The sequence below is a fragment of the Streptomyces lucensis JCM 4490 genome (assembly GCF_014650035.1).
In the GTDB taxonomy this organism is placed as follows: Bacteria; Actinomycetota; Actinomycetes; order Streptomycetales; family Streptomycetaceae; genus Streptomyces; species Streptomyces lucensis.
This window is the reverse complement of sequence record NZ_BMUE01000001.1, coordinates 804,522-827,422: the sequence shown is the minus strand read 5'-3', so window position 1 is coordinate 827,422 and position 22,901 is coordinate 804,522. Positions and strand designations below refer to the sequence as shown.

The window sequence follows — 22,901 nt, the reverse complement described above, 5'->3', positions numbered from 1 at the left end:
GCGGACAAACCGCAGACGCGTCAAAACTCCATTGCGGGACACCTTCACGTAGTCCTCATGAACGGCACGACAGTTGGCCTCGACTGGACGACTGTCAGTCTCCGTCCACTGTGCGCAGCAAACCATGTACCGCGGCGCGCATGAGAGAGGCTGAGCCACTCCCGTCCGCGTAGTCGATGACGCTTGCTTTCGCGTGCTGGGTAATGAAGCCCGTTGCGGCATGTTTGGCGCAGCGGGTGGCCAACACAACCACATCGGCCTGCCGGGCCTTTTGACGTAGTGCCGGGCTGCCGACGCTGTCATGCGCACAGGCGACTTTGACCCCAGGCGCAAGTTGCTGCAGGCCTTCGCTGACGCGGTCCAGCACTCGCTGGTCAAGGGAGTAGAGCAGAACGTTGCGACCAGCGGCCTTCTGCAGGCTGGCCTCGGTATCCTGCGCTAGGTCCTCGTCAGGCTGCTCGTGCCAGTCGAGTTCGATGCCGAGTTCCAAGGACAGGCGCCGGGCCATGGCGATGTCTGCGACGTCCAGACGTCCCTGGTGCACACTGAGCGGCAGGAGCAGTGCCAACGCGAGGGAGTCGCGGGCGTCCCGGTCGGGACATGCCTCCAGGATCAGCCGGTCTACGAAGTCCAGTGCAATAGCCGCCCGTTCAGGAGCGACCCAGCGCTCGCACGTATCGGCGAGTTCTCCCAATAGTTGCCCGTATACAACGGCGGAAGGGCTCGAACGCAGCACGATCTCGGTCAGTGCCTGCACAGCCAGCAGGTCACCGGGCCCTAGCCAGTCGTAGGCCAGCGCACACGTGATGAGAGCGCGCGCGCTGAGCGGTGCTGGCTGGTCGTATCCAACGCTTTCGATGAAGGCCCCAACACAGCGCCAGACCTTCCTTTGGCCCTCGTCGTGCAGTTCTTCCAGCAGGGCAGCGACTGCCCGGTCGTCAGAGGCGGGTGAGGGCCACGCGGTCCAGACCTCATCCTCCAGGACGGCGTTCAGGCCGGTGTATCCGTCGGCGATCGCGTTGAACAAAGCCGCCCACGAAGCGGGTATTGGTTCGACCGCGGCCGGTTCAGTGTCCTGCAGCAAGGACGGCGGGGTTGACGGCTTCGGCGAATCAACTGGGGTACCTGCCGCCTCATGGGCGGGCTTGTTCTGGGGAGCGTTCTGCGGCCTGAGAAGAGTCGTTGCGGCTTCCCTGAGGACAGGCGGCAGAACGTCGCGCGACCCAGTGTGCTCGATGGTGGCGAGTATGCGCTGGCTGCTGTGAAGGGCGCCACGCGTCACCGCTGCCAGGAGCAGGACGACCAGTGCGTCGGCGGAGTAGGACTCCATGTCGTTCTCGAAGGGAGCCAGCGCAAGGAAGCCCCTATCGCGGAGAGCCTGTTGGGCGCCGGGCAGATCGTCGCGGCTCAGGGGCTCCTGCACGTCGCAGGAAAAGACGGCATCCAGCACCGCTGCTTTCACTGGGGCGGGCGGGTCTTGCCGCAGCACGTCGCCTAGGCCGGGGTAGTCGAGCAGTTCTCGGTCGAGTCCGAGCCGGGTGAGTCGCTTGATGTGCAGGTGGGCGAGGTTGGCGGCGGTGATGCCTCCTTGGCCGACCAGTTGATCGAGTACCGCTTGGGAGGCGGCTTGACCGCCAGCCGCCAGGGCGGCGTCGAATTCGGCCAGCAGCCGTCCTGTCGGCTTCACTGCCCGCCACAGTCGCGGTGGACGATGAGCCAACGTGTGCTGCATGAGCAGGGCCACGTCTGTCAGCCTCTGGCGGAAGCGGCGGTTGGGGTGGGTCTCGAGCCGGAAGGTGGTCGTCGCCGTTCCGGCGAACTCCTGCACCGCTGCTTCGATTGGATCGTTGGAGTCCAGGGCGCAGGGGTGCACGCCGGCGCCGCTGAGGTAGGTGGCGCCGGCGAAGGCAGTGATGATGTTGCCGACGAGAGTCGCGTGCGCATCATCGCGGGCGATGACATAGATCGCGAAGAGGTCCTGGGCCTGCTGGTAGCGCGGCAGCACGATCGGGATGTCGCTGCCGCTGCGCAGCAGATCCACGAAAGGTCGAGCTCGATCGCCCTTGCCCGGGTCGGGATCCATGTTCGGCCAGGCGTCGTTTCCCCGGCCGAAGAAGCGCTGCAGGAACGCTTCCAGGTCTTGGGTGCTTGGGGCGGGGGCAGCCGGGCCCTGGGCGGTCACTGGTGTTCCTTCCATCGCTGGGCGAGTTCGAGGCGTGCCTGGCCCGCGTCACTGCCTCCCACCTTGTAGCTCACCGCCTCGTCGTTCTCCAGCAGGCCCCGCACCGTGAAGTTCATGGACCCGGTGAGCATCCAGTCCCGGCCGCAGATGGTCTTCTCGTGCACGGCGGGGCTCTGGACGACGCGCACGGTGTGACGAGGGGCCAGGCGATGTAGTCGTCCGAGGAATTGGACGTTGTGCGTATCGGGACGCGTGACCACGGTCAGGGAGGTACCGGCCACCGTGATCCGTGCCAGTAGGTCGGCCAACGAGCAACTGCTGGGAGGGTTGTCGTCGAACAGGTCGTCGTATGTTCCCTGGCTGTTGTCGAGGATCTTCACATCGCTGATCCATGGTGAGACCAGCCACATCACCGGTCCGGGAGACATGAGTTCTCCGACGAGGGCCATGGCCAAGATGGCGTCGGCGCGCACGCCGGTATGCCCGCCGGTGCGTACGGGGCGCTCCATGCCGCTCACTGCGTGGCCTCCCGGATGTCCACTCGGACTCGCCACTGCTGACCGTCGCGTCGCATTCCTTGCATCTCTCCGTACAGGCGTAGCACGTCCCAGTCCACGGTCAGTACGGGCACACGGACGATGGCGTCGGACAGGGCCGTTGCGGCGTTCGTGTCGGCGGTCAATTCCACGGCGGCATGCTGGGATATGGCGGCCTGATAGCGCTGTTCCCAGCCGTCTTCGGTGACGTCGATGCAGGGCAGTTGCTCGTCGTGTGCTGCGGCAGCAAGGAGACGGTCCAGCACGGGTGGCCGATCGAGGTAGGGCTGGTAGTGCTGAAGATGGTGGGTTCGGGCGTCCCGTCCCCGCGGCCAGAGCAGGCTGAATGCCTGGTCGGCCGACAGGCCTGGGCCTGGGCCGGTGGGCAGGCGCCCGGAGCCGACGGCGTAGGCGATGACCCGGGCGTCGACTTCCACGCCCAGCCGGTGCTCGAGGGCCTGCCATGCGTCGATCAGGGCCAGTGCGCTGGCATCGGTGGTGGGGCTGCTGCCCGGCCGGAGCAGTCGGGTGGACAGGGCTGCCACGGCGCTGTGGCGTGGCGGTCCGTCGAGTGTGCTCCACGCCTTGCGAAGGTCGGTGAGTGCTTGGCGGGAGTCGGCTGCGGAGGTGCGGGCCCGCAGAACTGCCATGGCTTGTGCTGCTGGGCCGGTCGGTGCTGTGGTCACGTGGCGCAGGAGTCGGGTGACGGTGGTGTCGACGTATTCGTAGTCGTTGGGGGTCAGGGCTGTCTCGACCAGGCGCCAGAATCGCCGTGGGTCCTCGGCGTAGTAGCGGGAGAGTTGTTCGATCACTCCCAGGCCGCCGATGGAGGTCTCGCTGAGCCATACGGTGGCCGGATGTCCGTCCTGGGGGGCAGGGGCTACGTCGACGATCAGATCGCCGTCCTGTGCGTCCGGGCAGGCACGCAGTGCTGCAGCGAGGACGGCAGCGGCCACGGTGTCGGTATAGGCCCGCCGTGCCAGGTCGGTGGTGCGGACGGCGATGTCGGGTGTCACCAGGAGGTGTCCGGCCCGGTCCAGGGCGTCCATGACGGCGGGGACGTCGCTCAGCTCGGTGAGTGTGGCGATGAGCCGTTCGTTGGTGTGGGCGGGCTGGCCGGTGGGCTCGTCGCGGTAGAGCACAGTGAGGATTTCGGCCAGGTCCTCCCGCCAAATGCCGTCCGCCAGGGCGGCACGGATCGATGACGGATCGGGGCTGTCGTCGCTCATGCCTCGTAGGGAGAACGCCGTCAGGTAGACAAGGGCGAGCCAACCGCGCTGGAACTGGTTGGTCACCTCTGCCAGTGCCCGATCGTCGTTCACCGCCTGGAAGAAGGCCAGGGTCCGCCATTGGGGAGAGGCAAGGTAGCGGGAGATCTCGGGGCGGGTGGTGTCCAGCGGGGCGAGGGTGAACGACGCGGCGTCCACGCTGAGCCGGAATCCGAGGGCTGCAGGTTCCCCGTTGCAGGTGTAGTGCACGGTTCGGGCATCTGTCGTGCCCGAGTCGTAACTCACCTCGAAGCGGGCTCCGGCAGTCATCCGGCGCACTTCGACGGGGTTGCCTGCTGCGTGCAGGGAGAAGCCGACGGCAGCGATGCGGTCCTGCCACGAGGACGGGCGTGGAACGTCCCCGGGCAGGGGCGAGGTGTTGGTGTCGACGACGATCTGCGAGGCCCACAACGGAAAGCCTTGTGACCGGTCGGCGACCGGTCTGGGCGGCTGGCTCAGGTGCAGGCGATGGGGGCGTAGTACGACCAGACCCGTCTGGTCATATCCCGGAGGGAACCATCGGCCTTCGGGTGTGGGGTCCGGGACGAGGCTTTCGTCGAGTTCCAGGGTGTCCTGGCCAAGTGGGGGGACGGCCAGCCAGGTGCGGTGGTCGTTTCGCTGGTAGCCGTAACGGCGGCTGACGCGGCCGGGTACGGCTTCTCTGAGAGCCCTGGCGATCGGCAGCAGTTCGTCGGTGTTGTCCTGCACGGCGTCGCCGGCGGCCTGGCGCGCAGCGAAGGGCAGGGTCAGCGCGACCTCGGGCACGTTGAGCGGGTCGAACAGGGCGCGGGTCACGAACTCCGGCAACATGGTTCCGGGTTCGGCGCCGGGGTCCTTGTCCTGGAGGGTCTGCCAGTTGCTCTTCAGGCGGCGGGTCGCGGTGGGTACCACGCTGAGCAGCAGTGATCGCGGCTCCTCCCACAACAGGGCCTGCACCTCGTCGGCGCTCAACTGGAGTGCCGTTTTGAGGTGCCGTGCCAGATCGTCCTGGAGGGTGGCATTGGTCAGGAGACTCTCCAGCAGATGCGCGAACTGCTGGCGGGCGCCGTCGTCCTGAGTTTTGATGCCGTTTCGTGGCGCAGTCAGCAGTTGCCTGGGGTCGTTCCAGATTTGGCGGGAGCGCAGTTTCCGCCCGGCCCAGTCCAGCAGCGACTGCGCTCCCTGGATCTTGATTACAAAACGGTTGTTGACCGGGAGGTGGCGCGCGGCCACCTCCGGCTGGAACAGCGTCTCGTATGCCTGATAGGCGAGCCGGTCCCGGCCGTAGTCGGAGAGGGTGATGACCGTGATGGGGCGCATGGCGCGCTGACGGCCAGCGCGGCCGCGTCGCTGGATGAAGGCCGCTGCGTCGTGGGGTGCCTTGTGCTGGAGGACCAGTCCGACGCGCGGGTCGTTGAAACCGACTTCGAGGGAGGCGGTCGCCACCGTCAGGTCGGCGTGCAGATCGACTCCGACGTCCTGCGACGACGTGCGAGCCACGCGCAGGGCATGGCTGCCCGCACCGGGGGCGAGTACATGGCCGATCTTCTCCATGAGGTCCCATGACTGGCCGTCGCGGTAACGGGCGCGGTGCTGGGGGCTGGCCGGAGCGCGGAGGGCGGCGAGGGCGGGATGGCGGCCGCTAGGCCGGCCGTAGCGGTCTTGCCTTCCCTCGGCGTCGCGCAGGTCGTCGTAGAAGCGGTTGGTGACGTCCAGGTCGTCGGTGAAGAGGAATCCGGTGGACCCGTACAGGGCGGCGTCTTCCTCGGGGTCGAGCATGCGCCCAAAGAGCATGGCCGTTTGGATGGAGGTGGACAGCAAACTGCTGCCGGCGATCGGATCGCCGCGCAGTGCGAGGGCGTATTCGCGGCCTTCCTCGTCCATGCTGTCGTCGAGAGGCTGGATGTACTCGACGTCGTTGTCGCGCAGACCCACCAGGCGGCCGAAGAACGCGTTGGCGTCGCGCAGCGTGGCGCTCAGTCCGACGAAAGTGACCGGTTTACGGACTGCCTGCTGCCATCGGCGCAGCAGGAGGGCCGTCTGTGCTCCGTGAAGCCCAGCGTAGGTGTGCACCTCGTCGAGCAGGACCAGCGAGGGGACCGCGCCTGCCTGCCAGCCCAGCAGTCGGCCGATGCCTCCTGCGGCGCTGTAGAGGTTGAGCATCTCGGTGGTGGTGAACAGCAGGTCCGGTGGCTGCTCGCGCTGGCTTTGGCGGGTGAGAGCCAGGCGCCCCTCCTGGATCACGCTTTGGCAGGTGGGGTTTAGGCATGTCAGTCGTTCTTTGTTGTTGCGGCGGTCGGTGTCGTGCCACAGGAGTTCACCGCGCTCGCATTGCGGGCACGTCAGGTAGGGGCAAATGGCGCCTTGCTGGGTCCGCTTCCAGGCTGTGCGGCCGTTGGCGCCGGCTTCAAGGCGTTTGTCCTGGGGGTCGTAGGGCGTGTCTCCGTAGAGAGCTCCCAGGCGAAGCGGTCGGCGCTCGCAGCTTTGTAGGGTGGGTTCCAGTGCGTGGGCGGTACTCAGTGCCTCCCGCAGTTGGTCACGCAGCAGTTCCTTGCGTGGATACAGCGCCAGGGTATGCAGTCGGAAACTGTTCGGGCGGGCGCGTTCGGCCATGGCCGCGAAGGCGGGCAGGTAGAAGGACAGTGTTTTGCCGCTGCCGGTGCCGGCGCCCACGATCACACCGCTGGAGTGCGGGCGCTTGAGGGCATTAGTCACCGCTGCGGCGGCATCGATCTGGAACCGTGCGAGGTCGCGGGAACCGATCTGCGCCTGGGCTACGCACTGCTGGAGGTGACTCCACCCCGGCAGGTTGGCGAGTTCCTTCAGTGCGGTCGCCGCGGGGATGTTGCGCTGAGGGTAGCGGCGCGGCGCAATGTGCAGGCGGTAGTCGGCGACGAGTCGTTTGCCGCTCTGCCACCACGGCGTGGCCTCGTCGCGGACCTGCCAGGGGAAGAGTTGCCGCAGTTGGGCTGCCAGGCGGACGGTCTCGGCCAGTCGCGTGCGATATTGCGGGGGCGAGGTGTCCGGCACCTTGAACAGCCAGGCGCGGTCGCGGAATTCGTACAGCAGGTCTTCGCTCGATATGCCTGCCGCCTCCTGCGGGGTGTCGCGCAGGCAGAGATCGATGGCCTCGAGGACTTCACTCTCGGTCAGCGCGCCGTCGGTGATGCCCCAGGACACGAGGGGCAACTCGCGGTCCTCGAGGGTGTTGAGGACGTGGTTGTAGAAACGAGCGCGGGACGGTGTGATCACGTGCGCCTCCTGCGGACTTCCAGGTCAGCGTCGAGATCGACGCGACGCAGCAGCGCGATCTCCTCGTCCGTGATGTCGCTGAGCAGCAGGGCGGTGCCGGAGGCCAGGCGATCCAGGAGCGTCTGCAGTCCTTCCGGCGGCGGTGGCGCGGTCTCGAGCAGTTCAGCCAGTTCGGCGTGGGCGTTGGCGAACAGAGTGATCACAGCTGCGTCGACGTCGGCGCGAGCAGTCTTGATGAGGTCCTGGTGCAGTGCCTTGGCCCGTGCCTGGTCCTGCAACGAGAGCATGGCTTGCCGCGCCATCTGCAAGGCCTCCAGTTGGGCTTGTGTCCACTGCCGCCATGCTTCCTGACTGTCCTGTGCTATGCGGTCGGCGACCTTTTGTACGGCTGTCGAAGCCCTGGTGAAGGCGGGGTTGGGAGGCAGTCCGCCGCCTTCGCAGTGGCGAGTGAACGCTGCCAGGCCCGTGTCGAGCCCGGAGAGGTCGATGTCGCCCGCCGCTGGCTGGGCCATCAAGGAGCGGGCGATACGCAGGCGGCGCTGCAAGGACATCAACTGGTTATGCAGGACGCTGATGCGTTCGCTGATGCGCCTCGCTTCCTCCTCTCCCTTCTCTCCCTCGTTGAGCCGGCGTGCCTCCGCCTGCAGGCGCTCAGCCTTTTGCAACACGGACAGGGGCGCGCTCATCGATCCTCCTCCGGGGCGCTCAGCGACCGCCACTCGGTCAAAAGTTCCTGGACACCCCTGGCCGCCTCATCGCCATGGGTGTTGGTGCGGGATGCAGCGTGCTCCAAAGCGGTGGTCAGCCATGCATCGCTGGCCTGCAGGAGGCCGCTGATCACCTGGATGGTGACCCCTCGGTCACGCACGGCCGCCGTGATGCGCGCCGCCTCGGGAGCCTCGGGCTCTTCCGCCCGCAGGAGATCGTCCTCGAGTTGGTTCAGGATCTTCCAGTCGGCATCTTGCGCCCGCGCCAGACGTTCGGTGATTTCCGCCCTGATGGCCAGCGGAACCGGGATGCTGGCATCCACGGCCGCAAGGAGCGCATCGCGCACGGCGGCCAGCACCTGCGCCCCGGTCGTACCCCGCGGATGGTGCCGACGTATGCCGTCCAACTTCCGGCGCAACGACGCATTCTGCGCCTCTACCATGTCCGTCCAGTCGGCGAAGTTCCTGACGGCCTTCTTCACCCACTCCGGTATGTCCGATCCCGTCACCTGCCAGTCCCACTGTGCTACGGCTCGGCGCAGCAACGGGAGCGCCCTCGCCGCGTCGATCATCCGTGCCTTCCCTTCGCCCTGGGCCACGCCCAAGGCGTCGCGCAGCCGCTCGACGAGGGGGGTCCGGTACTGGAGGTGGCCCTCCAGGGCCCGACTCCATGCGCTTTCGCGGTCCGCGGCGTCCTGGCGCGCCCAGGAGCGTCCGTCGGCGAATGCGATCGCCAGCAGTTCGGCCTCGTCCATGCCGGGCCACGCCAGCCCGGCCAGAGCGGCCCCGATCAGGGCTGCCCGCAATCCGAGGACCAAGTCGTCATCGGTGATCTGCAGGTTCTTCTGCAGGGCGGTGGTCAGCGACGCGGTGTAGCGGTCGGCGTCTGTGCTCAGCCGGCGCACGTGTTCGGCACGCTGGGCGGGCTGGCCGTTCTTGAGCAACAGCACGCTGCGCAGGTAACGGCTGTTTCGTGCCGTCCGCTTGAACTTGATCGGGGCTGTGTCCGCGCCCTGGATGTTCTCCGTTGCGCCTTCGATCGAGACCACACGGGCATTGAGAGGCCAGGCTGAGCGGATCGTCGCCTGTGTCTGTTCCCGCATCAGCGGATTGACCCAGCGGTAGCGCTGCGCAACGGCGGTCGCGATGACGGTGCGCAAGTCGCTGGCCACAGCCTGCGGCAGTACTTGTTCGCGGGTAAGCCAGTCCTCCACGGCACTGACCTTGGCCTGGAGAGAGCGAGGCAGCTTTTCAGTGGTGGTTTCCGTCTCGGCCTGCTGCTTTTCCCGCTCCTCCGGTTGGACTCTGACCGGCTGCCGAGGAGTGGCGCTAGTCCCCGAGAAGGTGCGGGCTTCAAGAGCAAAGGCTTCTATGACCGCGGACGGCAGGGCACCAGCGTGGTCGGGGGCCCCGCCCCAGAACTCTAGGACAATCTTCCGGCGGTCGGCGTCGAGATGGTCCTCTGCCTCGACGACTTCCTGTACGTCGGTGGACAGCGGCTCGTCGATGTCCGCGGTGGGGAACTGGGTACGGAAACGAGTGTCCGGGAAGGTGCCTTCCTTGAGTGCGCCGGCGTGGTCGACCAGGACGGGGCGAATCACGCTGCCGAGCACGGTGCGCGGGACGAAGGCGTAGGGGTCGTTGCGCGGAGCCGTCGCGTGGATGGTGCGGACCAGGGCGGAGGAGTTGAACGGATACAGGCCATAGCCCTCGGAGGTCACTCCGAACTGCTCATGGCATCGGGAGACCAGGTCGCAGGTCTCACAGGGATTGCGCACCTGCTGCCCGCCCTCGTTCTCCAGGGCGTCCCGCCCGACCCGGGCGGCGTTGAGATACCGTCCGACGAACGAGGTGATCTCGGATTCACCGCGGTCGTCCCTGGTGAAGGGGACGTTGAGGTTGTAGACGTAGCCAGCGGTGGCCCGGACACGGGTGAGTGCGGTCTCCGGGAGGTCGCTGAAGTAGCCCGTGGTGACCGCCATGAGGGTGCGGATCGGGGCCAGGGTGGTGCTGCCGTAGCGGTTGGCGGCCTCGATGACCGCATCGAGGAGGTCTTTCTGCACGCCTTGGATCAGCGCGAAGTCCTCGATGAGCAGGATGATCTCTTTGCCCTTGCGGGCGTACTCCCGCCGCACCTGCAGCATGGCGTCCTGCAGGCGGCCCGCTCCCAGGCTCGCCACCCGTTTGACGGCCGCTTCCAGATGCTGGTTCAGCAGGTCGACGGCGGCCTGCTGCAGCTGCGTGTTGCCCGAGATCACATTGATCAGCTTGATCGTGACCTGGGCGGCACGGTGGAGGTCCAGCAGGTCGGTGGGGAGATCATCCATGGTGAACGCCATCGGGCGGTCCGGCTCGCCGTCCATGCGGTCCTGCAGCAGTTGTTCCGCCAGCCTGGGAATGAACTTGCCCTGTCCGAGCATGAAGGCGCTCACGTGGGGGTCCTGCAGGACGACCGTGAGACCGCGCGGACCGGCGAGCGGACGGGCGTGCTGAGGTACGTCCCGGGCCGTCGTAGCGGCCAGGGACTCGCTGAGGGCGTTCACCAGACGCCTGCTCAACGTGGCCGAGTCCACGCCGTCGGTGAACCGGTGGATGTCAGCGCGCAACTGAGCCAGCGCGCCGCTGTCCGCGTCGGCCAGCAGGGCGTCGATCACAGCGCGGAGGCTGGTCTTGGCCTTTTCCAGATAGATGACCTTGTATTTGTCCGAGGGGGGCAGGTTCTCGCGCACCCAGCGCACCAGGTGCGACTTTCCGGTCCCGGAGTCACCGACGATCGGCAACAGGAGCGCGCCGGTGTCGGACTGCAGCGACAGGAAGTCCTTCAGGACGGTGTTCTCGTCGATGAGCGGGCCGTCGGAGACGATGGCACGTCCGTCCAGGCCAGCCCGGCGGATGCGCAGCGGCGCATGCGTGGCCAGGAAGACCGCACGAGAGGGGCTGACCGCCTCGGTGTTGATCGTCGCGGCCGCAGTTTCGGGCGTCCAGCACAGGAAGCCGCGGAAGTCAGCCATGCTGGTCCTCCGAGATGACGATGTCGGACACGTAGTGCGACGGACGGTCGGGGTCATGAAGGGTCAAGACGCGCTGGGCGTCGGCGTCCTGCTGCAGGACGAGCCAACCCTCGTCTTCGCCGCGCAGCAGGGCGTAGGACAAGGCGGCCCCTGCTGACTGGGCGCCCGGATCGGAAATACCCATGGCATTGGCGTAATCCCCGCCCGGCAGGACCGGCAGGGCGGTGCGCAGGGCTCGGGCAGCGTCGACGGCGTTGACGCGTTCCCCGACAGGCCACAGCCTTTGCACCGTCTGCTTGACGGCCTCTGTGCAGTCCGGCAGCAGCGGGCCCACGCCGCTGGTGGGCAACAAGGGGGCTGCGGCCAGGCCCAACGCCGGCACCCAGTGCACGAAACGGTTCCAGCGCGTGTCGTTTCGCGACGCAGTGCCCGCGTCGGGATTGAGGTCGATGGACTGCTCGCGTTGGACGATGGCCCAGGTGGCCGGTCCGTCGAGCGGATCGCACGAGAGGAACCACACGAGGATGCGGGTGAGGTCGCGCGAACCGGTCTGTCCTGCGTCGTCAGCCAGTCCGACATTGAGCTCACCGGCCAGGACAGCCTGGCGCAGGGCGCTGCTGAAGGACGGGAAGTCCGTGCCGTCGAGGTCGCCGGCGTGTCCGGCGAGCGAGAGGGGGTCTTTCTCTTCGGCGATCAACTTCAACTCGCGCAGAGTACGCAGGGCTTGGTCGAAGGCCTTGTTCTCCTTGCCCTCGGTCAGGGAGGGGGGAGTTAGAAGAGCCCGCGCACGATCGGTCGCCAGCGGCTTTCCCTCTGCGGCAAGAAGGCGAACGACGGCCCACATAAAGGGTGGTATCGAGGACTCGGCGAGAAGCAGGGCCACTAGAACGACTCCAAGGCAGTACGCACCCACAAATGGGCGCGGTGGATTGCAACAAGTGGGGCGTCGGGACGATCCGGGTGCGCCAAAGACCGTGGATGCAGCAGGTAGGTTACATCCTGGGAATCGAAGCGCATCGCCAGATCGTCTCCCATGTGGGAGGCGGAAGAGTCGAGCAGCCAGACCATCGGGTTGGTATAGCGGCCCAGGAGGTCCTCATCCCTGTCAACGATGAGGGGGTGCGGGCGCACATCGCGTTGCAGCCGTCGGGTGGCCAAGCGGGCAAGCCCCGGACCGCCGAGCACCGACATCCCCCGCACGGCCAGGTGCTCGAGCAGTTCGGGCATCAGGTCGATGAATTCCTGCTCGGTCTCCCAGTAGATGGAAAGGCACGGCAGGTCACCGCGGAACCGCTTCAGGGGGTCCTCGCGTCGGTTCGGCCACGACGGCACGGCGGGCCAGGGCTCGACCGCGAGTCGGTAGTAGCCCTCCGGGGCGGTGCGCGGCGGACCCTGCTTCCGGCAGGGCGGGCATCCGCGGCAGGTGACTCCGGTGGTCAGGACGCCTTGGCGGTACGGCACGCGGTAGTGGTCGGCGAGCGCCTCGCCCCAGCAGCGGTCGCCGCGCAGAATCTTTCGCAGCCGGCCGGCGGCATCACGTTGGTCGTTGATGATCAGCCGACGGACGTCGTTGAATCGCTGCAGGAAGTAGGTGCGGTCGTTGGTCTGCCCGTCCACGAGGAAGACGTCGAACTGCTTGCCCAAGGACGTATAGAACGCGTCGAGGCGTCCTTGCCAAGTCGTGTCGGTTTCCCTCTCGCCGCGCTGCGGGGGTTCGGGGATGGTCACCTTGATGAGACCAGCTCTGACCATGAAGTTGAGTATGCGTTCGTTCCAACTGCGGTGCCGACCAAAGCCTTCGGGCATGTCGGCAGGCAGGGCTTCGAGGCTGAGCCGGTGAGCGCCGTTGTCCGTGGCGGTGCGCCCCACCCACATGGCACGCCACCGGGCCCAGGCCCGTTCGGCGGTCAATTGCGGGCTGCGATTGATGCTTTCGGCCAGCGCCTCGTCACCGGGGGCGGTGGCCATGTAGGCAATGCAGGGGTTCCCGTCCCGCCCGGCGCGGCCGACCTCCTGGTAGTAGCGGTCCGTCGTTTCCGGGAGGCAGGCGTGGACCACGGTGCGCACGTCGGGGAGGTCGACTCCCAGGCCGAAGGCCGAGGTGCCCACGACCACGTCGAAGCGTGTGCGCTCGGCTCCGACTGGAGTCGATCCCGCCCAGCCCTCGAGAGACTGCCGCCGCTGGTCGTCGGTGGACTTTCCGGTGACCTCAGTCACGCGGTGAAAGCCGGCCTGGCGAAGCCGTTCAGCCCAGTCGACGGCGTCCTTGACCCGGGTGGTGTAGAGCGCCAGAGGCCGAGGCAGCATGGCAACTGCGTCGATGACGGCTTGGTCCCGGCTCTCGTCGTCGGGACAGGTGTCGACGTAGTAGCTGGGCTCGTGGCGGAGTTGAGACGCCCATACCACCTGGGCCTGCCCCTCCTCGGCGAACAACTGCTCCAGAAGGCTGACCTGCTGGTGGGTGAGAGTGGCGCTCATCGCCACGGTCACCGGCGCCTGGTCCTGGGGCGCCTTGCGCAGCCAGGTACGCCGGTGGCTGGCCATGGTCTGGAACTCGGGCCGAAAACCGGTGCCCCACTGTTCGACCAGGTGCGCCTCGTCGATGACGAAGTACTGCAGCAGTCCGGCTTCGGCGGCGTCCTCAAGCGGCTTCTTCAGCGCCGTCACCACCGCTTCGGGGGAGGTGAACAGCACGCGCTGTCGGCCGGTTCGGACGTCGTCGCAGATCTGTCGCTTGGTCTCCTGCGGCATGCCGCCGGTGTAGGCGTAGTGGCCGGTCGGACTCTGCCTGCCCTGGCGTGCGAGGGCTGCTTGTGTTCTGGCCTCCATGTCCAGGGCGAGAATGACGGTAGGGACGACTACGACGGACACTCCCCCGCGGGCGCCTGCCAGCAGGGCGGCGGCTTGGGCCACTGCGGTCTTGCCGTGGCCGGTGGGCAGACACACGATCGTGGTGCTGCCCGCGGGAGCTAGCGCGACGGCCCGTGCGGCCTGCTGCTGTCCGACGGAGACGTACTCCTGGTAGCCGAGCGCCTCTGCCCAATAGGGGTCGGCCGACTGGGATTCGAGGTGCCGTCGGTGCGGTGAGTCCTCCCCCAGGTGGATCTGCTTCAGATCTTCCCGTGCGCTCTGCTGTGCTTGAGGGGTAAGGGCTCGTGGGTGCCACTCCAGGGCAAAGACGCGCAGTCCGCCTCCGGTGGGCAGCGTCCTGCACGCCATCTGCTCCCACTGCTCTCGGCTGGGCAGGGCCGCGTCCAACGGCACCTTGAGGCCAGCATGGTTGCCCCTGACCGCGGCCTCCAGCAGGACTTGGCGCGTCAGGGCGGCGATGTCGCGCCAGCCGACCGCGTCCGTGCGGTGGGCCGCTCGGTCGGCCAGGGCGTCCCTCAGCCGCCGCAGCGTCCCCGTCGCAGTCGTCGCGGGAACCGCAGGCCAGGCCGAAAACAACTCCTGTGCATGGGCCCACAGATCACCCATGGTGGTTCACCGTCCGGTATCCACCGCGCACGATGCAGGTGGCGGCCACCACGCGCACCGACGGGCGGCTCAGTCCCTCTGTCAGATCCCGGGCCACGGCGACGTCCAGCAGGTAGCTTTCCGTGTCGCCCAGCAGGTGGCCAGCCGCACCTCGCGCCTGCGCCTGCGCGCTCATCACGGCAAGTTGCTGTTGTGCCTGTTCCTGGGCCTGGGCGCACTTGCTGACCAGATCGGTTGCCTGGACGAGGTGGGCGCGGGCCACGTCCTGGGCTGCTTCAGCCGCCCGGCGGTACTCCTGCCCGCCTCCGAACAAGGCAAGCAGCTGCTGATGGTTGGTGAAGTTGTAGTTCTGATCGCCCTGTTTGCCGTACGGCTTGTCCAGCCACTCGCACGCCTTGGGGTTGGTGAGAGCCTCTCGGTGACCGGCCGGCACCCAGACCTTGCGGGTGAACGGTGCGAGCAGGCGGTCGGCCTGGCGCCGCAGTGCACGACCGGCTTCCGGTACGTCGTCGACGTGCTGCAGGGCAGAGCCAATGTCGGCCTCCACGAGGTACTCGAACCCGAAGTACGCCTCGTCGGCGCCCCGGCAGGCCGGGTCGAAGCGCCGGAAGGCCGTGGCCTGCCCGCGTTCGTCGGCGAAGACGATACCGCCGAGCATGTCGACGAAGGGGTTGCCCGAGCGGAAGAGCCGGGTCCCCGGTGCGCGCAGGGCGGTGGAGCGGTTGAACACGCCCTGGGACATGTGGGGGTGGATGCTTTCGGTGGCCGCCTTGTGGCGTCGGGGATCGATCAGGGGACGCGAGGAGACGACATCGAAGCAGTCACGCTGGTGACCGGCGACGGTACGCAGGTCATGCCGGAAGCGCAGGCCGCCGCTGCTGTCGTCGGCGTAGTGCACCAGGCTCTTCCGCAGCGTGCGCCAGTCCTGTTCCAGGCGGTCGAGCGCGCCCGTGGTCTGACGTGCCTGTTCCGACGTCTCGTGGATGGAGTCCAGCATGTCCATGGTGTCGATGTCCCGTTTGGCCTGGCGGAGGTCCTCACGCAGGGCAGGTGCCAGCGCCGTGAGTCCTGCGGGGCCGTCGGTCAGCGCCTGCCGCCACACCCGGGCCAGCCCTTCGGCAATGATGTCCTGCAGAGTCGAGACCGACGCCGTGAACAGGTCATATCCCTCATGGAGGAGGGTGGCCCAGGCGCCGCAGAACATCTCGTTTCCTTCGCGGTCGCCGATGCGGAACTGCTGCGCCGGCCGATTCTGCCGCAGCGATTCCACCCCCCGGTAGCGGTCCACCCGTCCGATCCGCTGCTCCAGGCGGTTGGGGGACCACGGCAGTCGCATGTGCACCACCGTGTCGGCGACCTGCAGGTTCAGCCCGTCCTCGGCCGAGGTGTCGGCGACGAGGACCTGGCACAGTCCCGCGTCCTGCGGTGCACGCCATGCCTGCACCGCACGTTCGCAGGCGTCCGCGCCGGCTTCCGCCGTGTGCAGGCCCACAACCGCAGTTGCCGCGTGAGCGGCGATGAGGGCGGTCGCCAAGTGCGCGGCCAGGGAACCCGGACCGCAGAAGATCACCACCTTGGTCCCGGGACGCATCACCGCTGCCAGTACCTGGGCAAGCAAGGCGTAGGCGGTGGCTTCGGAGGAGTCGGCGCACTGGTTGCTGTAGGTCTCCACCAGGCTGTCTTCGGCCGGCAGGGCGCCTGGCGCCGCGAGCAAGTGCCGTTCCTGTTCGGTAAGTCCGGCACTGTCAGCGGCGTGCTCGTCGCGGTGGGTGCGCCAGCGCAGTGCGCACAGCAAGTCCAGGGCCGGGCCTCCAGCCCGGGAGGCCAGCACCGCCAGTGCCATGGCGAAAGCCGCGTACTGGTCGTCGTCTGCTTCCGTGTCCATCAGGTGGTCGGCGGCCAGCGTGCGCCACGCGAGCAACATCTCCTGGCCCAGGTGGTGTCCTTCCAGATCCACCGCGAGCAATCGCGGGCGGGTCCGCCCCCTGACCTCATAGGGCACCAGGTCCGTCTCCTCGTCCTCCGTTAGTACGGAGGCACGACGATGGCGGATGACCCTGCGGTGCAGACGGTAGGTCTCGCTGAGGTGAGCTCTGAGGCTCTCCACGCGCAGGCCTAGTTCAGGTTCTTGGTCCTCGTCCGCCAGATCAGCGTTCTCGGTGAGCAGATCCAGCACTCCGGCAGCCAGGTCTTCGAAGTGTGCATCGGGCGGCAGGAGGTCTCGCAGTCTTTCGATGGTCATCGGCAGCAGTGCGGGGAAGTAGGCGTCCAGTTGGAACACGCCGTCGGCCAGGTCCTTGCGCCGCCGGTAGCGTTCCTCGAACGCGGCACGGTCGTCCCACCTGTACAGGTCCTTGTCCAGCAGATGCAGCAGGCCGAGGTGGGTGACGTAGTGAGAGGTCAACGGTGTGGCCGACAGCAACAGCAGTCGGGCAGCCGAGTGGGCGATGCCGCACAGTTCCCGGTATGGCGATTGCGCCGAGTCGGTGATGCCGTGGACGAGGAGGTGTGCCTCGTCCACGATGAGCAGGTCAGCGCCTCGGTAGGTCTCCCACTTGCGGGGGGTCTCGTGGGCGGTGAAGGTGATGCGTGCATCGGGGAAGTCGTCGATGAAGAACTTCTCCAGCATCTCACTGCGCCACTGCCTCACCAGGGGTTGGGGCGCGACGACGACGATCCTGGCGCGGGGGTTGTCGATGAGGGTCTGCCGCATGACGTAGCCGGCCTGGACCGTCTTCCCGAGCCCCACCTCATCGGCCAGCAAGTAGCGCTGAACCGGGTCGGAGAGGACCGTCAAAGCGGCCTGCACCTGGTGGGGGTAGATCTCCACGGCGGCGGAGAGCAGAGCGGGGATGCTGCCGCTGGCACTGCGCTGGGCGATGAGGCTGTGCAGCATCGGCAGGCGGGCGTCGTGGAAGTAGCCGGACTCGTTTCCGCCGGCCCCGAGTGTGGCCACCGGATTGCGCACCGGTTCATCCCAGCGCACATGCAACTCCGCCACCTTGACAGGCAGGTGCACGTCCGGATGGTTGGGGAACTGTACGTAGTACACGCCCGGGTCGCTGCCGCGCACCCGTCCCACGATCCACACGCCCGTGCTGGGATCGCGCCGGTAGACCCGGGTCTCCTCTGACAGGGTCACCGGCGTGCACAACCGTGCAGCGATGCGCTGCTGTAGCGCAACAGGTTCTGCTATCGACTCGAAGAAGTCGACCTGGACGCTGTCTTCTTCGAGCGCCCCTACCCGCCCCACCCCCGGCGAACCGGCGAACCGGACAAAATCCCCCACCCTCAGCCCCGACATCGCACTTCCTTCACAAGATGCACACATCCAGCCGGTTGAAGCGTAAACCGTGTCACCGAGAATGCCCTCGCGGGTGGGCGATCTTGGGCGATCACGATTCAATGACGCTAGGTCACCGCGCCGAAGTCGTAACTCGGGCCACTTCACCGCCGCCTCGTCCAGCGCCGCCCTGCAGCCGCCCCACCATCCTTTCGCGCCACCCCGCAGAGACATCGGGGATGAGATCACGATAAGGATGATCACCTAGTTTCATAACCCATGCAGTCGGTCCGGTCAATACTGAGCGCAAGCGGTCAGTACCTGACGCTGCAGGAACATAGCGGTGCCCGCGGCTTCGGGACGCTGCAGACCTCCAGGCCGAAGAGGAGATCCAAGCTGCCCCGCCTGACGGGACCGGAAGGAGAAGGTGCGGCGCAAAAGTTGCCGCACGGACGGATGCAAGTGCGGCGGACGAGACGTCAACCGGTCGGCGGCTACGTTGGAGTGAGCCCGCTGCTCATCATCGTGTTGACGACTGCGACGGGGTACTGCTGCAGGTCTATCAACACCAGCGACCAGGGCCTCGGTCCCGCCAGCGGCCCGGGCCGACACGCGCTGGCAGCAGCACCGCGCAAGCGGCCGGCTACTGCGGCCCCGAAAACGGATTCGCCCGCCACCGGATGCCGGCGGCGGGCGAATTGTTGCCATTTGCGGTGCCCCGGAGGCAGGGCCCGAGGAACGGTCAGGTCAGCTGTGTACGGCGCGGACTAGCAGGTCGGTCAGGAGGCGGACGTCGTTGGGGGTGTTCTGCAGACCGTTCCAGCGGCGCTGCTCGCCGTCGGCGAAACGCCACATGCCGGAGGTCCAGGCAGTGATCGGCATCAGGCCCAGGACGGCGTTGCGCACCGCGTCGCAGTCGACGTCTTCGGCAGGCATGCCATCGGTGAGGCTGTCCATGACGAAGCCCATGGCTTGGATGCCGGCGCCGTGGGTGAGGCGGGACTGGCGGGGCGGGAGTTTCCAGGCGTCGCTGAAGGTGTCCTTGACGATGGTCCAAAAAGACCGTAGATGCAGCAGCATGCGGTCGACGTCGCCGGAGCCGTCTTCGGGGTTGCGGTACTGGTAGAGAGCGCCCTCGAAGAGGCTGTGCTCCAGCATGCGGAGAACGGCCGTGTCTTTGATGTTGCCGTCGGGCGAGGTGGGGCTGGCGATACGGCCGTAGAAGGGGCCCTGGCCGTCGGTGTTGAGGCGGGTCATCAACTGGGCGGGCAAACGCTTGCGGGCGTAGGTGGGCGGGAGGTGGCCACTGGTCTCGGGCAGCAGCTCGTGGATGAGGCCCTTGGGGAGCGGCTTGGTGGAGTTGACCAGGATGAACTGGGAGCGCTGATCGTCGTGGTTGTCGGCGATGAACCCGACGGCAGCGACAGGGAATTCGACCAGGTCGGCGTCGCGGATGGCGGCGCTGCGCTGCTGACCGTCGACGATCAGGGCGGGCTTGTCCTCGTCGGAAAGGGACTCATCGACAGGGATCACCAACTCGCCGGGGACGGAGTAGTCGACGCCGGCCACCCGCCGCGCCCCGCTCTCGAACCTGACGCTCTCGTCGAAGGCCAGGACCAGAGCGTTGGGGAGCATGGCGTTGTCGGACTCGAGGTAGCGGCGGATGCCGCGAATGTGGCTAAGGACCTCGGGGCGCTGGTAGCCCTGGAGGTTGCTGTCGTCGTCGCGGCGTACGCGGGAGACCGCGGCGAAGCTGTGAACCTTCTTGCCGTCGACGGCGAAGCAGTAGATCTTTCTACCGCCCTGGCGAATCTCGAGCGCCGGGAGCCTGAGTTCGTATCGGTCGGCCATTGCATCTCCAGACATGTCAAAAGAAGAAAAGTGGGGTTCACCCGAAGGTGAGGGAGCGCATCTTGGCCTCGAGCACGGTCAGATTGTGGAACCCTCGGCGCTTGTTCCGCTCGGTTCCCCGGAATATTGCGATCTCGATGCCATGTTTCTTGCACAGGGCGCAGGGGCAGGCGCGCCAGGGAGCGTCGCTGAGGATGCGCTCGTAGTATGCGAGGTAGCTCTTCTTCTTCGGGCCGAGGACGAGCGACTCGTAGGCAGCGAGGGCGTCGAGTACTTCTTCGAGCGAGTTCTCTCCGCTGTCGAATTCCCGCAGTGCGCGCAGGCAGGCACGTTCGGCGGTGATGGCCTGTGCCTGGGAGACGCTTCCGGACAGGATGAGGCGTTTGAGTGCGGGGTTGCCGTCGACTTGGGGGACTCTGATGGCGGTATAGGCACCGGTAGCGGTGTGGTAGTTGTTGCGGTCGTCCATGAAGGCCTGGCGGAAGGCGGAGGTGCTGTCGAAGCTTGTCACGCCGTGGCGGGCGAACTGCTCCATGCTGTCGACGCGATTGATGCCGAGCAGGTGTAGTTCGGTGTCGTGGTTGCGTACTTCGTCGATGGCTCGCAGGCAGGCCAGGATCTCGTGGGACTTGAGGGGGACCATGCCGCCGAGGGCGATACGCCGGTATCCCATTTTCTGCAGTTGTGCGACGGAGTGGGCGTAGCTCTCAGGTCCCCACCCCTGGGCGGCGCCGACGGGTTCGAAGCGGGTACCAGACCTTTTTGCCGCGGCGAGAAAGTTTTCGGCGAGTTCCAGGGAGATCTGCTGGCGTTCCACCCACGCCGCTTCTGGTTCCGTGTCGGATTCTTGAGGGATGTAGCCGAAGATGATGTGGTCGATGCTGATGCCGGCGTCGAATCCGCATCGGCCGTAGAAGTCAAGGACTTCGTCGACTTCGTAGGGTGGGCGCTCTTCATCGATGTAGTTGAAGGCGCCACAGTCTCCGATGGTGGAACATTCGTCGGGGAGACGGAAGAAGTTCCTCACGCCCAGGCGGTAAAGGCGCTCGCGCTGGGGGGCAGAGTATTTACCTGCACCCTTCATGGATCCGTCGACAACCGCCTTGCTGACAAGGATCCCGTCGTAGGGGATCGGTGTCACGGCCTGGTGGGCGTAGACGTCATCACGCTGACGGACTCGGTAGGGCGAGTACTCGTCGTTGATGAAGTCGTATGTGGGGCTCACCAGGTCCTGACTGTCAGGGAAATAGAATTTCACGCGGCCTTTGCCTTTTCCTGCACATAGATACGGAGGAGGTAGTTCGACAGGGTGCTGATGTGGCGGGGGTTGTTCTGGAGTTCGTTCCAGGGGGTGTTCAGGTCGGGCCAGCGTCCCTGGGTCCAGCGGCAGTGCGGCGCGATCAAGGCAAGTTCGTCCCGCGCCAACTCCACGGCATGGGGTGAGGCGGGGTCGATGGCCATCATGACGCGATCCATCAAGCGTCCCATGGAGCGGATGCCGACGCCGTGCATCAGCCGACTCTTGGTCGCCGGCAGTCCCCACGCGTCGGGGAAGGTGTCGCGCACCGCGGTCCAGTAGACGACGAGGATCTGACGGATGGTGGCCGTGTCGACCGTGCCATTGGACAGATTTTTGTAGGGAAAGAAGGCGCCCGACGGGGAGTTGAGGGATTCCTGGATGGCCGTGGTGAGGCTGTTGTCCGTGACGACGGCGTCCGTCTTCTGCTCGGCCGTGGTAGACGGGCGGCGCACCAGGCCTCGAAAGGGTGAGTCCTTGTCGTGGTTGAGGGCCTCGACCAGCACGGCGGGGAGTTTGCGGGCGGAGAGCTTGGTCGGCAGCAGGGTGCCGACTTCCGGGAGGAGTTCGGTGACGAGATTGGTGGGCAGCGGGGACACCGTGTTCACGCGCAAGAACTGGTCGCGCTGGGTTTCCAGGTCTTCGGCAACGAAGCCGGCGATGGTCACAGCCAGGCGGGTGTTGCGGGTGCGAGCCAGGGCGAGACTGCGCTGCTGACCGTCGACGATCCAGGCGGGCCGGGGGGCGTCGGGGGCATCGGGTAGCGTGATCTCCAGCGTGCCCGAGGTGCACAGCCCGTCGCTGCTGCCCGGGCCCGGGCTGGACTTGAACCGCACGCTGGAGGGCAGCGCCATGATCAGCCCGTTGGGAAACAGGACCTCCTCGCCGTCGAGGTACTCGAGAATCTGCTTCACGTGCTGCTTCTTCTCGGGGCGTTGGTAGCCGATCAGTTTGCCCGCTTCGTCTCGGGAGATTCGGGCAACGTCGGCGACCTGGTGGACCTCTTCCGCCGCCAAGGTGAACACATACAGCGGGATCGTGGGGTGCTGATCGATCCGCAGCGCCCGGCGCTTAAGCACAGTGGAGGTCATCGTTGGCCAATCGTTGACGAGTACAGGCCTGCGAAGCGCTTCTGTTCGCAGGCCATCCCCTTGTCTCTCAGTAGGCGTAGTAGGCGCGTGCGGGACGAGTCTGGGTAGCGGCTTTTCATGTCTTTGATGAAGTCGATCACTGCAGCGTCCGACATCGGGGTGCGGGCGTAACGTTCTGGGCGGGCCGCCTGGCCGACCCAGGCCGTCCAACGCTCTTTAGCGGCAGGGGTGATGAGGCGGCCGGGTGTGCAGTGCTGCAGCCAGGCTGCCGCCATGCGGACGTTGAGGCTGGTAAGGGTGCCGCCCAGGGCGTTACGCAGGGCGGCGTTGGCTGGGATGCGCAGCACGCCGTCCAGGTCGCAGGCGCCTCCGATGAGCACCGTGTCGGCTCCGCTGGCCGCCAGGGCGAGCAGCTCGCGGTGCATGGCTTGGGCGTACGTCTCGGACAGCACCACCAGGATTCGTCCGACAGAAGCCGCAATCTCGGACAAGTTGCGACTTTCGTCCATGCGTTGCAGATGATCCCACCAGTCGGCCGCCTGAGAGGTGGAGGAAGCCACGGAATCTGCGTGTCGGGTCATGAAAGTGGCCGCATAGGAGGGGGCGAGACTGGAGACTGATCGCAGACCCAGTCCGGCCGAGGCCACATACAGGCGGGGCGCGAACCCGGCATGGGTAGCAACGGCAGCCAGGGCTTGAGCACGCCGCCACTGGTCCCCTTGGTAGAGATGCGCCAACTCCACCCGCGCCTCGGAGGCGGTTCGAAGGCGGCGTTCCCATTCCGCGGCCCTCTCGGGCAGATCCGCGGCGGACAGATCGCGGGCCCGCAGGGCGGTCACGGGTGGTGAAGCCTTCCGGTCCGTGCACGTGACCACGATGGGCAACTCGTTCACTGCGGATCGACCTCTGGCTTCTCTAACTCGTCTGTTGTCGTGATTACTGTAGCCGGTAGTTACCGGGGTAGGCT

12 protein-coding genes are annotated in these 22,901 nt (G+C 66.7%); all 12 read right to left on the bottom strand.

The features are described 5' to 3' along the window. Positions 1-94: 94 nt before the first annotated feature. Entirely contained in the window at positions 95-2,182 is a 2,088-nt protein-coding gene (gene dpdD, locus IE177_RS03750; RefSeq protein ID WP_229815878.1) for a protein DpdD, read from the bottom strand. Then, positions 2,179-2,691 (bottom strand): phospholipase D-like domain-containing protein DpdK, encoded by a 513-nt coding sequence (gene dpdK / locus IE177_RS03745; RefSeq protein ID WP_229815891.1) that lies wholly within the window; start codon positions 2,689-2,691, stop codon positions 2,179-2,181. The genes dpdD and dpdK overlap by 4 nt, the downstream gene beginning before the upstream one ends. 5 nt (positions 2,692-2,696) lie before the next feature. Continuing rightward, a complete protein-coding gene (dpdJ, locus tag IE177_RS03740) occupies positions 2,697-7,217 on the bottom strand; it encodes a protein DpdJ (RefSeq protein ID WP_190013237.1) in 4,521 nt (1,506 codons plus the stop codon). Beyond that, entirely contained in the window at positions 7,214-7,903 is a 690-nt protein-coding gene (locus tag IE177_RS03735; protein WP_190013236.1) for a hypothetical protein, read from the bottom strand. The genes dpdJ and IE177_RS03735 overlap by 4 nt, the downstream gene beginning before the upstream one ends. Beyond that, entirely contained in the window at positions 7,900-10,935 is a 3,036-nt protein-coding gene (gene dpdH / locus IE177_RS03730) for a protein DpdH (protein ID WP_190013235.1), read from the bottom strand. The genes IE177_RS03735 and dpdH overlap by 4 nt, the downstream gene beginning before the upstream one ends. Next, positions 10,928-11,818: a protein DpdG gene (dpdG, locus tag IE177_RS03725; protein ID WP_190013234.1), complete on the bottom strand. Its 891-nt coding sequence runs from the start codon at positions 11,816-11,818 to the stop codon at positions 10,928-10,930. Before dpdG ends, dpdH begins: the two co-directional genes overlap by 8 nt. Next, a complete protein-coding gene (dpdF, locus tag IE177_RS03720) occupies positions 11,818-14,412 on the bottom strand; it encodes a protein DpdF (RefSeq protein ID WP_190013233.1) in 2,595 nt (864 codons plus the stop codon). Before dpdF ends, dpdG begins: the two co-directional genes overlap by 1 nt. Beyond that, positions 14,405-17,716 carry a protein DpdE gene (gene dpdE, locus IE177_RS03715; protein ID WP_190013232.1) on the bottom strand — a complete coding sequence of 1,104 codons (3,312 nt, stop codon included), beginning with the start codon at positions 17,714-17,716 and terminating at the stop codon, positions 14,405-14,407. The genes dpdF and dpdE overlap by 8 nt, the downstream gene beginning before the upstream one ends. A gap of 726 nt (positions 17,717-18,442) precedes the next feature. Next, the gene (gene dbpB / locus IE177_RS03710; RefSeq protein ID WP_190013231.1) at positions 18,443-19,546 is read right to left on the bottom strand and encodes a DGQHR domain-containing protein DpdB; all 1,104 of its coding nucleotides are present in this window, start codon (positions 19,544-19,546) and stop codon (positions 18,443-18,445) included. Positions 19,547-19,583: 37 nt separating this feature from the next. After that, positions 19,584-20,804, bottom strand: a complete 1,221-nt coding sequence (gene dpdA, locus IE177_RS03705; protein ID WP_190013230.1) for a tRNA-guanine transglycosylase DpdA — start codon at positions 20,802-20,804, stop codon at positions 19,584-19,586. Beyond that, complete coding sequence (dbpB, locus tag IE177_RS03700) at positions 20,801-21,934, bottom strand: DGQHR domain-containing protein DpdB (protein ID WP_190013229.1); 1,134 nt, start codon at positions 21,932-21,934, stop codon at positions 20,801-20,803. Before dbpB (IE177_RS03700) ends, dpdA begins: the two co-directional genes overlap by 4 nt. Continuing rightward, a complete protein-coding gene (locus IE177_RS03695; RefSeq protein ID WP_229815877.1) occupies positions 21,931-22,773 on the bottom strand; it encodes a hypothetical protein in 843 nt (280 codons plus the stop codon). The genes dbpB (IE177_RS03700) and IE177_RS03695 overlap by 4 nt, the downstream gene beginning before the upstream one ends. Positions 22,774-22,901: the final 128 nt, after the last annotated feature.